This is a genomic window from Actinoplanes missouriensis 431 (assembly GCF_000284295.1).
GTDB classification, from domain to species: domain Bacteria; phylum Actinomycetota; class Actinomycetes; order Mycobacteriales; family Micromonosporaceae; genus Actinoplanes; species Actinoplanes missouriensis.
Genome location: NC_017093.1, coordinates 1,351,185 through 1,364,989, shown reverse-complemented (window position 1 = coordinate 1,364,989; position 13,805 = coordinate 1,351,185). Strand labels below are relative to the sequence as shown.

14 protein-coding genes are annotated in these 13,805 nt (G+C 70.6%); 5 read left to right on the top strand and 9 right to left on the bottom strand.

Translation table 11 applies throughout. The features are described 5' to 3' along the window. Window position 1: 1 nt before the first annotated feature. From AMIS_RS06455 to AMIS_RS06430, 6 genes are read right to left on the bottom strand one after another with little or no spacing between them, the layout of a single operon-like run. Window positions 2-1,459 carry a P-loop NTPase family protein gene (locus tag AMIS_RS06455; protein ID WP_014441398.1) on the bottom strand — a complete coding sequence of 486 codons (1,458 nt, stop codon included), beginning with the start codon at window positions 1,457-1,459 and terminating at the stop codon, window positions 2-4. Between the two features lie 20 nt (window positions 1,460-1,479). Next, window positions 1,480-2,967 carry an SCO6880 family protein gene (locus AMIS_RS06450; protein ID WP_014441397.1) on the bottom strand — a complete coding sequence of 496 codons (1,488 nt, stop codon included), beginning with the start codon at window positions 2,965-2,967 and terminating at the stop codon, window positions 1,480-1,482. Next, window positions 2,964-4,232 (bottom strand): hypothetical protein, encoded by a 1,269-nt coding sequence (locus AMIS_RS06445; protein WP_014441396.1) that lies wholly within the window; start codon window positions 4,230-4,232, stop codon window positions 2,964-2,966. Before AMIS_RS06445 ends, AMIS_RS06450 begins: the two co-directional genes overlap by 4 nt. After that, window positions 4,232-4,948 (bottom strand): hypothetical protein, encoded by a 717-nt coding sequence (locus AMIS_RS06440; protein ID WP_014441395.1) that lies wholly within the window; start codon window positions 4,946-4,948, stop codon window positions 4,232-4,234. The genes AMIS_RS06445 and AMIS_RS06440 overlap by 1 nt, the downstream gene beginning before the upstream one ends. 14 nt (window positions 4,949-4,962) lie before the next feature. Next, window positions 4,963-5,271: a hypothetical protein gene (locus AMIS_RS06435; RefSeq protein WP_051041852.1), complete on the bottom strand. Its 309-nt coding sequence runs from the start codon at window positions 5,269-5,271 to the stop codon at window positions 4,963-4,965. Between the two features lie 2 nt (window positions 5,272-5,273). Then, window positions 5,274-5,738 (bottom strand): hypothetical protein, encoded by a 465-nt coding sequence (locus AMIS_RS06430; protein ID WP_014441393.1) that lies wholly within the window; start codon window positions 5,736-5,738, stop codon window positions 5,274-5,276. Window positions 5,739-6,141: 403 nt separating this feature from the next. Here AMIS_RS06430 and AMIS_RS06425 point away from each other — a divergent pair, with 403 nt between their 5' ends. The 3 genes from AMIS_RS06425 to AMIS_RS06415 all read left to right on the top strand — a co-directional run bounded on the left by AMIS_RS06425 (window position 6,142) and on the right by AMIS_RS06415 (window position 8,076). Beyond that, window positions 6,142-6,399 carry a helix-turn-helix domain-containing protein gene (locus AMIS_RS06425; RefSeq protein WP_014441391.1) on the top strand — a complete coding sequence of 86 codons (258 nt, stop codon included), beginning with the start codon at window positions 6,142-6,144 and terminating at the stop codon, window positions 6,397-6,399. A 109-nt stretch (window positions 6,400-6,508) separates the two neighbouring features. Continuing rightward, a complete protein-coding gene (locus AMIS_RS42305; RefSeq protein WP_014441390.1) occupies window positions 6,509-6,907 on the top strand; it encodes a hypothetical protein in 399 nt (132 codons plus the stop codon). Continuing rightward, a complete protein-coding gene (locus tag AMIS_RS06415; protein ID WP_014441389.1) occupies window positions 6,904-8,076 on the top strand; it encodes a M23 family metallopeptidase in 1,173 nt (390 codons plus the stop codon). Before AMIS_RS42305 ends, AMIS_RS06415 begins: the two co-directional genes overlap by 4 nt. Window positions 8,077-8,119: 43 nt before the next feature. Here AMIS_RS06415 and AMIS_RS40275 read toward each other — a convergent pair whose 3' ends face one another. Both AMIS_RS40275 and AMIS_RS06405 read right to left on the bottom strand, forming a co-directional pair. Then, window positions 8,120-8,815 (bottom strand): hypothetical protein, encoded by a 696-nt coding sequence (locus AMIS_RS40275; RefSeq protein ID WP_014441388.1) that lies wholly within the window; start codon window positions 8,813-8,815, stop codon window positions 8,120-8,122. Window positions 8,816-9,010: 195 nt separating this feature from the next. Further along, window positions 9,011-9,868 carry an SGNH/GDSL hydrolase family protein gene (locus tag AMIS_RS06405; protein ID WP_014441387.1) on the bottom strand — a complete coding sequence of 286 codons (858 nt, stop codon included), beginning with the start codon at window positions 9,866-9,868 and terminating at the stop codon, window positions 9,011-9,013. A gap of 131 nt (window positions 9,869-9,999) precedes the next feature. On the opposite strand from AMIS_RS06405, the gene AMIS_RS06400 reads away from it, so the two are divergent. Further along, a complete protein-coding gene (locus AMIS_RS06400; protein WP_157434749.1) occupies window positions 10,000-10,233 on the top strand; it encodes a hypothetical protein in 234 nt (77 codons plus the stop codon). 5 nt (window positions 10,234-10,238) lie between these two features. Here the strand turns inward: AMIS_RS06400 and AMIS_RS06395 are convergent, their stop codons facing one another. Continuing rightward, a complete protein-coding gene (locus tag AMIS_RS06395) occupies window positions 10,239-11,408 on the bottom strand; it encodes a glycoside hydrolase family 18 protein (protein WP_157434748.1) in 1,170 nt (389 codons plus the stop codon). Between the two features lie 217 nt (window positions 11,409-11,625). Between AMIS_RS06395 and AMIS_RS06390 the strand changes: the two genes are divergently transcribed. Beyond that, window positions 11,626-13,758 (top strand): bifunctional polysaccharide deacetylase/glycosyltransferase family 2 protein, encoded by a 2,133-nt coding sequence (locus AMIS_RS06390; RefSeq protein WP_231859248.1) that lies wholly within the window; start codon window positions 11,626-11,628, stop codon window positions 13,756-13,758. The last annotated feature ends 47 nt before the right edge of the window (window positions 13,759-13,805 follow it).

Below are 13,805 nucleotides of genomic sequence, written 5' to 3'. Positions count from 1 at the left end.
CTTACGCCTCCACCAACCCGATGCCGAAACGCTTGTCGGTGTTGCCGAGCTCCTGCTCGATCTCGGTGAGTGCCAGGTGCACCGGGATCCCCGGCCGGGATCCGATCTTGAGCAGGAAGTTGCCGACCCCGGCGCGGCTCTTCGCCGAACCACCACCGGCGCTCCAGCCCTCGCGCTGGCCCCAGCCGACCACCTCGTTGATCTCGGCCGCGCTCAGCTCGACCACCCGGCCGAACTTGCCGAGCTGGTCGCGGGAGAGCCCGCCGAGCAGCTTGGCGGCGCACCGCTCGGCCAGGCCGCGCGCCTTGGCCTTGTCCGCGTCGCTGGCCAGGGCCTCCAGGTCGTCCATGGAGTGGGTGATGTAGGCCAGCCCGGTGCCCTGCTGGCGGGAGAGCCGGGTCAGGCCGTCGAGCCGGTCGACCAGGCCGGGCCCGGCACGCAGCGCCCGCCACAGCTCGTCCATGATCGCGTAATACTCGCGGCGGCGTCCCAGTCCGAGGTCCGCCAGCAGGTGCGAGGCCTCCACCTGGGCGAAGCCGTAGGCCCACGCGGACATCAGCGCGGCCGCGACGAGCGCCTCGTCGGCGCTGTCGATGCCGGAGATGTCCACGCAGACCGCGCTGGTGCCCAGCTCGATCGGCGTGGTGGTCTGCCCGTCGAACGTCGCACCGAGCGAGCCGTCCAGCACCGCCAGCAGAGTCCGCATCAGCGGGTCGGTCGCGCGCCGGTACTCGGCCTCGTCACCGCGGTCGAGGGTGACCTGCCGGACCTCCTCGGGGCCGGTCTCGATCACCTTGACCACGTCGGCCAGCGTCGGCTGCACGCCGGTCTCCCGCGCCGAGAGCAACCGGATCGCGGCGGTCAGCACCGCGACCTCGCTGTCGTCGAGCGGGCGGCGTCGCACGAGGGTGGCCAGTGCCTCCACCATGTGCCGGCGACGGGAGACGACCGACGCCCGTACGGTGGTCGCGGCGGTCTCGTCCAGATGGGTGAGTGCCTGCCGCCACGGACCGGCGTCCAAGGGGTTGATCCGGTCGAGGCCGGGCCCGATGCGGATGACCTGGCCTCCCAGCGCGCGGATGAGGTCGACGTAGTCGGGCTTGAGATCGCCCAGCACCAGCGGGGTGATGCCCTGAGCGGTCAGGCCGAGCACCTGCCGGCGGACCGCGGAGCTCTTGCCCTTGCCGGGCTGCGCGGCCACGAACAGGTTCGGGTTCGAGATGTAACCCGCGCGGTACCAGGAGATCGGGTCGAAGCACACGGTCGCGCCGCTGCGCAGGTGCCGGCCCATCGGCACACCGACCAGCGGCGCACCGGTGCCGACACCGAACGGCCAGAGCCCGCACACCTGGCCGGTGCCGCCGCGCACCTCCACGGGCGCGTCCACGAATGCCATCCGCCCGCCGCCGGCCACGCCGGGCCCGTACCGGTCGGCGCGTACTGTCGGCCTCTGCCCCATCGGTATCCCCCGTCTTCTCGTCAGCTCGGGATGTGTGCGTGCCGGCTCAGAACCACCCCGACGGGCAGGCCGGCGGCGAAGGCCGCGGCCTGGCTGCCGTACTGCGGCCGCAGCCGCAGGCGGGTGGAGGCCGACAGCTGCCGCACGGTGTCCTCGGCGGCGTCGAGCTCGTCGACGCTGCCCACGGTCGCGGTGACCATCAGACTGAACCTGATCTGCCCCTCGCCCTCCGCCTCGGCCGCCGCCACGGCGTTGGCCGAGGCGATGTCGGCCAGCTCGCGGGCGCCGGGCCGGGCCTTCTGAGCGGCCCGGAACCGGGCGTCGCGCACGTCCATGTCGACGGCGTTCGCGGCCTGCTCCGGCGTCATCGGGTGCCAGACCATGGTCACCCGCTTGCGCAGCAGGCCCGGCGTGGCCGCCATCAGGCGGGGCAGCACGGTGGCGTGGATGATGCCGCGCGGCGCCTCGGCCAGGCCCCACGACATCGACACCCCGGAGTCGTGCCGGTAGTGGTCCCACTCCTCGTGCGCGGCGACCGGGCCGGCGTCCACCCAGGCCACCGCTTCGGCGGAGTCCGTCGACAGCAGCGATGCGGCGGCCGGGTCGTAGGCCGACCGGCAGACCGCCGCCAGTTCCTCCGGAGCCATCGGCCTGGTGTCGCCGGCGCCGGTGCCCCGCAGCATCTCCATCAGCCCGGGCAGCCGGGAGGCGATCCGCACGCACATCTCGTCCGGGGTCATGGCACGACGGGGGCCTCCGGATCGGGGGCGCCGCGGCTTGGGCAGCGCCCAGGTGAGGGTGACCCGGGTGTCGACCTGGGGTGCGGCCCGCGGGTACTCGGAGACGACCTGCTCGAGCACCGAACGGGCCAGGTCCGGCGCCGCGTCGGTGACCTGTGCCGAGACCGCCGCCGCCAGCCGGGTGCCGGGGTCGGGCGCGGTCTCGACGGTCACCTGGGCCTGGATCAGTCCCGGCTCCTCACTCAGCGATCGCAGCCAGCCTCCGGTCCGGGCGACCCAGGTGTCGATCGTCTCGGAGTCCACCAGGTCGGTGCCGGAGGTGTCGCAGCGCAGGCTCACGGAGAAGTGCTTGACGCGGGGCAGGATGACGATCCCGACGCGCGGGTAGTCGGCCCGGCCGGTCTCGACCTCCACGACCTGGGAGTCGTGCAGCAGTCCGGGCAGCCGGGTCCGGCCGGGGATGCGGGAGACCACCCCGGCCCGGTAGACGTGCTGACGGCCGAGGCGGCCCAGGCCGACGAGCGCGCGCCGGGCGACCCGCTCGGCGATCGTGCGGCCGCCCCAGCGGACCATCAGCGGCACCACGACCACGACGCCGAACACGGCGACCACGATCGCCGCCTGGAATCCGATCACTGACAGGGTGAAGAGGGTGAGCATCGCGAACGCGGCCGCCACCGCGACCCCGAGCGGTCCCATCCCGCCGATCAGGCGCCGCCGGGCCGGCTTGAAGTTGCCGTAGGTACGCGGCGCCGTCGTCGTCGTCATGATCGGGACCCCTCTCCGGTCGCGGCCGCGGCAGTCTCGTGCGCAGCGCGCTTACCTGTCTTCACCACTTCGTCGGCCACCGCCAGGGCGACGCCTGCCGCACCGGCCGCCGCACCCGCTCCGGCAGCGCCCTTGCTCGCTCCGGCGGCTCCTCCGCCAGTCGCCGGAGCCGAGGGTTGCGGATTCGCCGGGGCCGAGGGCTGCGGGTTGGCCGGTGCCGAGGACGGCGTGCTGCTGCCGGACGGGCCCTGCGAAACGTCGCGGACGGTCATGTTCGACCGACCATCACCTCCACCTCCGCCTCCGCCGCCACCACCGTCACCGCTGCTGCGACCGGCGAGCCACTTGCCCACCCGGACAGCGCCGTCGGCTCCCGTGCCGGGCAACGGGCCGGATCCGCCACTGCCGGCGAAGGCCGCTGCCGCCGGAACGAACAGCCGGAGCAGGAACGGCAGCATGAAGATCGTCATGCCGATCAGCGCGATGCCGCCGAGCATGTCCAGGGCGTCGCCGGTGCCGAACATCCAGAAGCCGGTGGCCATGGCCGTCGAGGTGGCCGGTTTGAAGGTGATCCACGCCAGCGTCCAAGCGGCGTACTTGCCGAGCGTCTCTCGTCCGGTCTTGGTCATGCCCGCGGCCGCGGCGACCGGGGCGGCGCCGGCCAGCAGGACCAGCAGCACTCCCCGTACCCAGGTGAGGAAGATGAGGATGAGGCTGGTCGCGGAGAGCCAGCCGAAGGCGAGGACGATCGTCAAGCCCTTGATCCCCTCGCCCACGGAGGTGCCGCTGGTGATGTTGAGCAGCAGGGCGGTCCGTTCGGCGATCGCCGTGTCGGAGGGATCCTCACCCATCCCGAGGGAGGACTCCAGCACCCAGCGGGAGTACCCGTCGCCGGCGACGGTCAGCGCCGACACGACCGCGACACCCAGCGTGGTGATGGCGATGAAGGTCACCAGCGAGCGGCCGATCTCGACCAGGTCCTCGCCGCGCTGACTCCACGCCAGCCGGGCTGCCATGATCAGCAGCGACAGCGTGGCCAGCACGAACGCGATGGGGTAGGTGTAGGCCAGCAGGTACGCCACCGGTCCGGAGTCCTCGCTCACCGTGGGGGTCGGCACGCGGACCCACGCGAGCACGGCGAACTTCAACCCGGCGATGGCGCCCTCGGTGACCCACGCCTCCAGCTGGCCGAAGATGCCGACGCCCAGATCGGCCAGCCAGTCACCGGCGTGGCACTTGACGTCGTAGAACGCGCAGTCGGCCATCAGGGCCTGCCCCACTCGACGTAGCCCTGCAACGTCGGGGTCACGGCGGCCGAGCTGTCCCAGGAACCGGTCGGCGGCGCCACCATCCGCCAGTCCTCGTCAGCCCAGCGCAGCGTCACCGGGATGGTCACGTACTGACCCTGGAGCGCGGCGTTGGTCATGGCCAGGCTGATCACCGCGGTGTCGTCGCTGTAGGACAGCATCGACCAGGCGGTCAGCTGGCCGGCGGTCTCCTCGGTCACCGGCTTCTGGGTCCGGGTCTTGGCCAGCAGCTGGTCCCGAGCCGGCCCGGCGATCACCTGCTGCTCGATGGTCTCGGTCGCGACCGTCAACGGCGTCGTGATGCTGGTCCGGGAGGTGATCTGCGCGGCCGCGACGATGGCGCCGGCCGGGGTGTGCGCGAAGCCGGCGGCCGTGGTCTCAGTGACCTGGCACGGCCCGGCACTGGCCGAGTACGGCAGGTGCAGCGGCCCCAGCTGCTCCCAGCGCAGGTCCGGCAGACGCGTCGTCGGCACCGTGGTCGCGGTGTCGCTCGGGCAGAGCGCGGCCGCGGAGGCGGACGGTGCGCTCGGAGCCGGCGTCGCGGGGCGAGAGGCCTCCGGGTCGTCCCCGTCCAGGGACCGGATGACCGCCAGGACCCCGCACACCAGCAGGATGACGAAGAACGCGGCCGCCGCCAGCAGTGTGCCCCGGCTGGCCATGAACTTGTTCCACATGGGTCGCCGCCTTCCTAGAAGAGTGCGTCGACGATGCCGCTCACGCCGCCGCCGATGATGCAGGCGGCAGCCACGGCACCGAGCCGGCCCCACTGCACGTCGTCGCCGCGCTGGTGGGAGATCGCCATCTTGCCCGCGGCGTACAGGAAGCCGAACGTGCACGCGACGTAGACCAGCCGGGCGGCCCAGCTCAGGACCGTGACCAGCTTGTCCTGAGCGTTGGCGGGCAGGTCCACGTCACCCGGTTTCGGCGGCGCGGCCAGCACGGCGCCGAACTGGTCGCCCGCGGCGGACACCGTGTCCAGCAGGTGCTGCATCATCATGGTCACTTTCTCCTCAGCTCCTGGAGCTCGTACAGACTCGTGGGGATGGCGGCCTGGAAGGGCTTGCAGTCACGGACCTGATGGGTGTCGAGGGCCAGCAACTCGGGCACCCACGGCACCCGCCAGACCTCGGGCATCCAGCCCCCGACCAGGGCGGTCCGCTCTCGGACCAGCCTTGCGGGACGGCCCGGCCCGGCGGCCACCACGACCATCCCGAGCACCTGCAACCAGTCGGGGATCTGCCCACGCTGGACCGCCTCAGCGGCTTTCGTCGCCACCTTGAGGCCCGCGGCCGTCTCCCGGACCACCAGCAACAGTCCGCCGATCGGAAGGTCCTCGCCGGCGGGTGACTGCCGGGTCTCGGCGGCCGGCGGCTGTTTCGGCCAGCGCCGCCCGCCGTCCTCGCCGACGCCTGCGGCCGCGAGGGTGGTGGTGCCGGCTCCACCGTGGATCCCGACCAGCCACACACCACCCGGAAATCGACTAATCTCGTCGTTTTCGGCCGAACTGTGGTTTTGGGGTGGCACAACCGTCGATGGCTGTGTATTACCTGATGGGTTCCCCGTGCCTGACGTGGCTGTGCCTGAACGAGCTGTGCCTGAACGAGCTGTGCTTGAACGAGCTGTGCCTGACCGAGCGCGGGCGCCGGCTAGCAGAGGCGACATGAAGGCACCCCTCCCCGTGGATGAATACGGACAGCGATCACAAGATGCTGATACCGTCCTCAACATGTGCTGAGACAGCGTAGCCGTATGCTCAACCTATGGTCAACATACTATGACGCTGCTATGTTGTTCCGTGTCCAACACGGAGCTACCGATGGAACACTGAGGCCATCTGTCCGGCCCGGCTGCGAGGAGCAAGAGCGCAGTGCCCAATCGACCTGACCCGTTCGGCGCCATCCCACCGGACGTGCTCAACACGGACGAGCTCGCCGAGCGTCTGGGCTACGGCGACGTCACCATTCGGGACTGGGCCAAGAAGGGCATAGTCCCAGGCAAGCTGCTCGGCAAGGAGTGGCGCTTCTGGTGGCCATCGGTAGTGATCGCCTTGTTCTACAACGGGGAGAACGATGATCACGCTGACGGCCCCGCCACCCCACCCAAACCGCCGCCGGACCTGGTCTAGTCGTTACCGGAGGGCCGCCCTCGTCGCGGCACTCCTGCTGAGCGGCTGCGCCGGCACCGAGGCCGCGGCACCCGCTCCGACCGCCGGCACGACCGGTTCGCCGAGCAGCGTGGCGGCAGCGCCGAGCGCCGAGACCGGAAGCGACGCGCACGAGGGCGAACTCGAGTACACGCCGGGGCCCTCCGCGGCGGTGGCCCCTCCCGCCCGTACCGTCGCCGAGCGGTTCGCCGGGCTCTGGGCGCGCCGTACGGTGGCCGCTGAGGTCTGGTGGGCGGACCTGGCACCGCTGTGCACGCCCTATCTGCACGCGAAGCTCCGGGGGACGGACCCGGGGAACGTCCCGGCGGGCGCGATCACCGGTCAGCCGCAGGCGGCGAGCTCGCGCGTCGACGAGGTGGTCTTCCACATCGCGGCCGACGGCGGGACGCTGATCCTGGCCGTCACCCGCGACGCCGAGCACGGTGGCGGCTGGCTGGCCGCCCATGTCGACTTCCGGCGCGCGGCGTGAAGGCGAAGGCCACCGGCCTCGTCGCCGGCCTGCTCGGGCTGCTCGTGGTCGTCTGCGGCGGCGGGCTCGTCTTCCTGGTCACCGGTGCGTCCGGCGCCTGCGGTACCACCGTCCCCGCCGGCGACACGTCCGCCGTCCCCGTCTCCGGCGTGCAGCCGGTGGGCCAGTGGAACGCCCTCCAGGTCAGTCACGCGTCCACCATCGTGGGGGTCGGCAAGGGCATGGGCGTCCCGGCGCGGGGCTGGGTGATCGCCGTCGCCACGGCGATGCAGGAGTCCACGCTGCGGAACCTGGCCAACGACAATCCCGCCTATCCCGAGGTCACCAGGCTCAGCCTTTCGCTGCCGCACGACGCGGTCGGTCATGACCACGACTCGGTCGGGCTCTTTCAGCAGAGGCCGCTGGAAGGCGATGGAGGCTGGGGCACGGTGGCCGAGCTCATGACGCCCAAGACCTCCGCGCAGAAGTTCTACAACGCGCTCAAGCAGGTCGAGGACTGGCAGCGGATGACGATCGGCGCGGCGGCCCAGGCCGTGCAGCGTTCGGGTGTGCCCGACGGGTACGACGACGACGAAGAACCGGCCGGCGAGCTGGTCGCCGCCCTCGCGGGTGTGGAGAGCATCGAGGACATCGGCGGCGGTGCCCCGGGCGTCGAGTGCGGCATCCCCGACGACGGCAGCTTCGTCGCGAGCCCGACGGGCTGGACGCAGCCGGTGAAGGCCGCGGTGTGCTGCCCGTGGGGTGAGGACCGCGGCGATCACTACCATGCCGGTTCCGACCTGAGCGCCGCTCGCGGCACCCCGATCCGCGCCGCCGCGAGCGGCACGGTGGTGGTCATGAAGTGCAACGCGCCCGAGTACCACGGCTGTGACCAGGACGGTTTCCCCGGCCTCGGCGGATGCGGGTGGTACGTGGACATCCTGCACGCCGGCGACGTGCAGACCCGGTACTGCCACATGGGGGCGCAGCCCCTCGTCGCGGTGGGCGCCACGGTCACCGTCGGCCAGATCCTCGGATACGTCGGCAGCAGTGGGAACTCCTCCGGTCCGCACCTGCACTACGAGGTCCACACCAACTCGCCGGGCGCGGGCGACAACTCCTACGCCAACAGCGTCGACCCGGAGGTCTGGATGGCGACGCAGGGTGCGCCGATCGGCACGCCGGAGTGAGATGACCCGGACGGGGGCGGGCCGATCCGCCCGCCCCCGTCGCTCACACGTCTTCGGCCAGGACCTTCTGGACCTCGGTACGCAGGGACTCCACCTCGTCCTCGATCCGGTGGTGCTCGCTCGGCGTGTAGCGCAGGATCGAGCCCGCCTCCTGCAGGTTGGGCTTCGCCCCGGACTGCACGGCGATGTTCAGGCGCGTCTTCCACACCCGCTCGGCGGCCTTGGTGGCGGCCGCGTCGATCTGCGCGGAGAGCCATTTCTTGTCGGCGTCGGTGAGTGCCACTTCGATGTCCTCCAGTCGCCAGGACGAGGTGTCGGCCTCGTGCCTCGTCTCGTAGCTCGCGCTGAAGTGCGCGTGCTCGGTGTGCGGGCTGGCGCCGGTGTACGCGCGCTGCCGCCAGGAGTTGGACGCCTCCCAGATCCGGCGGTTGTAGATGATGTAACGCAACCGCTTCTCGGCGCCGCTGCGGCAGCGGCGGAGGATGTGCTGCACCACCATCTCCATGGTCAGATTCGGGGTTCGCAGGTCGTCGTCCGCGTCGAACGCGTGCACCTCGTGCTTGCGGTCCGCGTCCCGGATCGGCACCCGTCCGACCTCGTCGTCGTTGTGGTCCGAGACGCTCGCCTGATGCGCCCGGTCACCGATGGTGCCGTCGCTGGCGCGGTCCCGGCCGGGCGCGATGGCGTTCAGGTCGGCGCGTAACCGCACCAGGCTCGGCACCAGAACCCATTGGGCCATTCGGGGGTCCTCTCAGCACTGTTGTCGGTCATCGAAATACCCCCCGCCGTTTGCCGTCCCATGGTTACCGCAGAAAAGCCGCAATAAAACGCTCCATAGTGGTAGCGAATCACTACGTGGAGTGAATGAATGGCGGAAACCGCAGGTCGTCGCGACCGTGCCGAAGTGTGCCAAAATGCGCCGATGTGACGCCGGTCACCAGGTGAATCGGCCGGGATAGACCACCTCGGCCAGCTCGTTCTGACCCTCCACATTGGGGTGGAAGTAGTCGATCTCATTGACCAGGTCGAGCGTGAAACGCACCTCGTGCGCCGCGCCGCCGTCCCAGCGGCACCGCTTCCCATAGGCCTTGCAGGCCTTGCGCAGCTGTTCGTTGTACGCGTCGATCCGGTCCCGCACCGCCCGGCGGCGCTTGTCGTCCGCGGCCGCCGTCGACGTCGGAGCGGCGAGCATCGACGGGCAGATCCGGCCGTCGCTCCAGACCCGTGCCGCCCGCTCGTCCTGGCGGCCCACCTCCCAGAGGCGGTACAGGTCCGGGATGCTGACCATCTGGACCCGCGCCTTGGGGAGTCCTTCGCGGAGCCGGCTCAGCCCTCGGTCGACCTCCTTCCGGAACGTCCGCACCGGGGTCATGTCCCGCACCCGGCCGGCGCACGCGTCGTTCGCGCCGATCAGGATCGTCACGTACTGCGCTTTCGCGTCCACCGCCCGGTCCGCCTGCCCGGCCAGCGCGTCCGCCTCGGCGCCCGGCTCGGCGAAGTTGTCCGCGTTGTTCTTGATCTTCGGGTTCTTGTCGAGGATCCGCCGGTAGTGGCTCTCCACCGCCGAGCTCGTGCCGGTCGACCAGGAGTTGCGGGAGCACGCCACGAACGCCAGGCAGCTGCCGAAGCCCGCGGTGATCGAGTCGCCGAGCGCCACCATCCGCGACGGGTACGACGTGCCGCCGGGCTTGCGGCTCGGCGACGGCTCGGGCGCGGCCTCTCCCGCGCCGTCGCAAGCGATCGCGACGGCGGCGAGGACCGCGAGGACTGCGGCGTGCCAGCGGCGAACCATAGTCACCGAACGATATGACAGGTTCTGCGATCATGCACAGAGCCTGCTGAGTGTTGGCATAGCTTTCCCTCAGAATCGATTTCTAGCTTGCTGGGGCCGTGGGATTTCCACATTCCGAGGGGACCAGCACCGTGATCTACGCATCCACGAAACTGAACGAATCCACCGACGCAAAGGTGTTCGTCGATTCCACCGGCCGGCGGAAGCGGATTCTGATGTTGTCGGGAATCGCGGCCGCGGCCGGCGCCCTGCTCTATATCGGCGTCATCGTTTCCAGTTTCGTCCAGGCGCCGTCGGCCGAGCTCACCACCAGGGGCACGGTCGTGAGCACGAGCCCGTCGGCGACGCGCGGCGGCCACCGCTGAGCCCGCTACTCGAAGCCGGCGAAGAGTTTGGTGAACGCGTAGTCGGACTGCGAGATGCCGCTGCACGTGCCGCTCAGCTCGCCGTCGCCGCAGTCGCCGTTGTCCCGGTTGACCGACCAGAACCGGACGAAGCCCAGCCCTTTCGCCGCCGCGAAGGCGAGCACGGTCCGGGCGTTCGCGACGGTGGTGACCGGCCCGGTGTCGTTGACTCCGATCATCGGGGTGACACCGAGCATCGCGTACAGCTGGGCCTCGGTGCGGCCGGGCCAGACCGTCGCCAGGTCGGCGTGCACCGCCTCGGTGGCCTCGGTCATCGCCTCGCCCCAGCCGCTGTCGTAGCTGAAGTTCATGGTCATCGCGTTGACGGTGAGCTCGACGCCCGCGTCGGCCAGCGTGCGCAGCAGCTCGACGTCGGCGTCGGTGAGCCCGGTCTCGGTGCCGCCGACCGGCAGGGTCAGGCTGATCGCGGTGCCCCGGCCGGCCTGCAGCTCGGCCAGGGCCGCGGCCACGGTCCGGTGGTCGACGTCCTGCTCGATGTCGACGTCGAGGTGGTTGCTGCCGGCGGCGTCCAGGGCATCCGCGTACGCGTCCGCGAGGTCACCCGACGAGCAGACGTTCTCCAGGTACGTCCCGGTCGCGCCACCCGTGGAGACGATCACCTCCCCGCCGATCCCGTCGATCGCCTCGATCTCGCCGGCCACCGCGCTGTCGTCCAGCGCGGTGGTCCCGCCCCAGGTCGGCGTGCAGGTGCCCGCCGCGTCGGCCAGCACGAACGCGAGCGAGAAATCGGTCAGACCGGTCTTCTCGTGCACCTCCTCGATGTCCGTGCCGGTGCCGAGGATGTCGACGTACGGGGCGACGACCGGTCCCTCGTCGTCCCCGGCGGAAGCCGATGCCGGCGCCGGAGCCGTGGCAGAGGCCGGTGCGCTGGACGCGAGGCCGGCCGAGACGCTGGGCGACGCACCGGCCGTGGCGCTCGGGGAGGCGGACACCGAGACGGCGGGCGACGCCGAAGCGGAGGCTGCGGACACCGAGACCGCGGGCGCCGCGATCGGCTGGGTCTCGGCATCGGCCGGGTTCGTGCAGGCGCCGGCGAACAGGATCCCGGCGACCGCGAGGCAGGCCAGGGGGCGACTTATCGGGTGCATGCCGAGATAGTTGCATTTCTCGGTCATATCAACACTTAGCTATTCGCGCCTAAGCGATCAATCCGGACACAGCACGTACACAATCTGTGTGCGATTCGACCGGGAAAGAAACGGAGCGAACCCTGGCCTACAGCGAATTAAGTGACCTGTCCCACACGATATGAAAGGTATTTGCGTGAGTGTCTACACGTCGGGGAAGGCGAAACCATCCGGGAATTCGCCACCGAGCAGGCGGCGCATCCGCGTGCCCGAACCCCGCTGGGTGATCTTCGCGGTGCTGCTCACCCTGTTCGCGAGCATCCTGCTGGTGAACGGACTCGTCGAGGGCGAGTTCACCCAGGACGGCGCGATCGAATCCACCGCGCAGACCGACCAGGTCCCCGACGCGGCGCTGACCGGCGGCCCGATCATCCAGACCGACGGGACCACCACCACGACCGTCGAGGCCGGCGCCAAGCAGATCGTGCTGACCTTCGACGACGGCCCGGACCCGGAGTACACCCCGGAGATCCTGGACGTCCTGGAGAAGTACGACGTGCCGGCCACGTTCTTCATGATCGGCTCGGAGATCAGCAAGTATCCCGACCTGGTCCGCCGCGTGATCGCCGAGGGCAACGAGGTCGGCGTACACACGTTCACCCACCCGGAGATGTCCGGCAAGGGCGAGTGGCGGCGCACGGTGGAGATGCAGGAAACCCAGTACGCGCTGGCCGGCGCCGCCGGGGTGACCAGCGTGATCTTCCGCCCGCCGTACTCGTCGACCGTGGCGGCGCTGGACGACACCAACTGGTCGGTGATGGCCGAGATGGGCGCGAGCGGTTACCTCACCGTGGTCAACGACCTGGACAGCCGCGACTGGGAGTCCGGCGTGACGAACGCCGACATCGTCGAGGCGGTCACCCCGGAGGACGGCGAGGGCGCGGTCCTGCTCTTCCACGACGGCGGCGGCGACCGGTCGAACACCGCCGAGGCACTCGCCACGGTGATCCCGGAGCTGCTGGAGCAGGGCTACACGTTCACCACGATCGCGGCGCTCACCGGCATGGAGACGGTCAACCCGAAGGCCACCACCCAGGAGCTGGTGATCGGCACGAGCCTGGTCGGCGCGGTGCAGATCGCCCGGAACACCACCATCTGGTTCTCCGGGCTGCTGCTGCTCTTCGGCGTGCTCACGGTGGGCCGGCTGGCGGTGATGCTGATCCTCGGCCGCCGGCACGCGAACCGGCACCGCACGGGCCGGCGACGAGCCGGGGGCGTGGTCCCGAACACCTGGGGACGGCCGTACACCGAGCCGGTCACGGTGATCGTCCCGGCGTACAACGAGAAGGAGTGCATCGCCGACACCGTGCGGTCACTCGCCGCCAGCACCCACCCGATCCGGATCATCGTGGTGGACGACGGCTCCACCGACGGCACCGCGGAGATCGCCGAACGGCTCGGCTATCCGAACGTCACGGTGATCTGGCAGCCGAACAGCGGCAAGCCGGCGGCGCTGAACACCGGGATCGCGGCGGCCGACACCGAGGTCGTGGTGATGATGGACGGTGACACGGTCTTCGAGCCGGACACCGTACGCCTGCTCGTGCAGCCCTTCGCCGACGCCACGATCGGCGCGGTCGCCGGCAACGCCAAGGTCGCCAACCGGAAGGGACTGATCGCCCTCTGGCAGCACATCGAGTACGTCGTCGGGTTCAGCATCGACCGCCGCGCGTACGACGTGATGCGCTGCATGGCGACCGTCCCGGGCGCGATCGGCGCGTTCCGCCGGGAGGCGCTGCGCCAGGTCGACGGCCTGTCCGACGACACCCTGGCGGAGGACACCGACCTCACCATCGCGATCATCCGGGCCGGCTGGCGGGTGGTGTACGAGGAGCACGCCCGCGCCTGGACCGAGGCGCCCACCACGATCTCGCAGCTGTGGCGTCAGCGCTACCGGTGGAGTTACGGCACCATGCAGGCGATGTGGAAGCACCGCGGCACGCTCGTCGAGCGCGGCACGGGCGGCCGGTTCGGCCGTCGCGGCCTGCTCAACCTGCTGCTCTTCCAGACCCTCATGCCGCTGCTCTCCCCGCTGATCGACGTCTTTCTGATCTACGGGTTCCTGTTCCTGGACCCGGTGGAGACCGCCACCGCGTGGCTCGCCATGCTCGGCATCCAGATCGCCAGCACGGTGTATGCGTTCCGGCTCGACGGCGAGAAGCTCACACCGGTCCTGATGGTCCCGCTGCAGCAGTTCGTCTACCGCCAGCTGATGTACCTCGTGCTGATCCAGTCGGTGCTGGCGGCCCTCGGCGGCATCCGCCTCGGCTGGCAGAAGCTGCACCGCGCCGGCGGCCTGAGCGCCCTGCTCAGCACCCGCACCCCGAGCGGCGGCTGAGCGATCCGGTCGCCCCGGCTGCGGAGAGATCCCGGGGCGACCGGGCC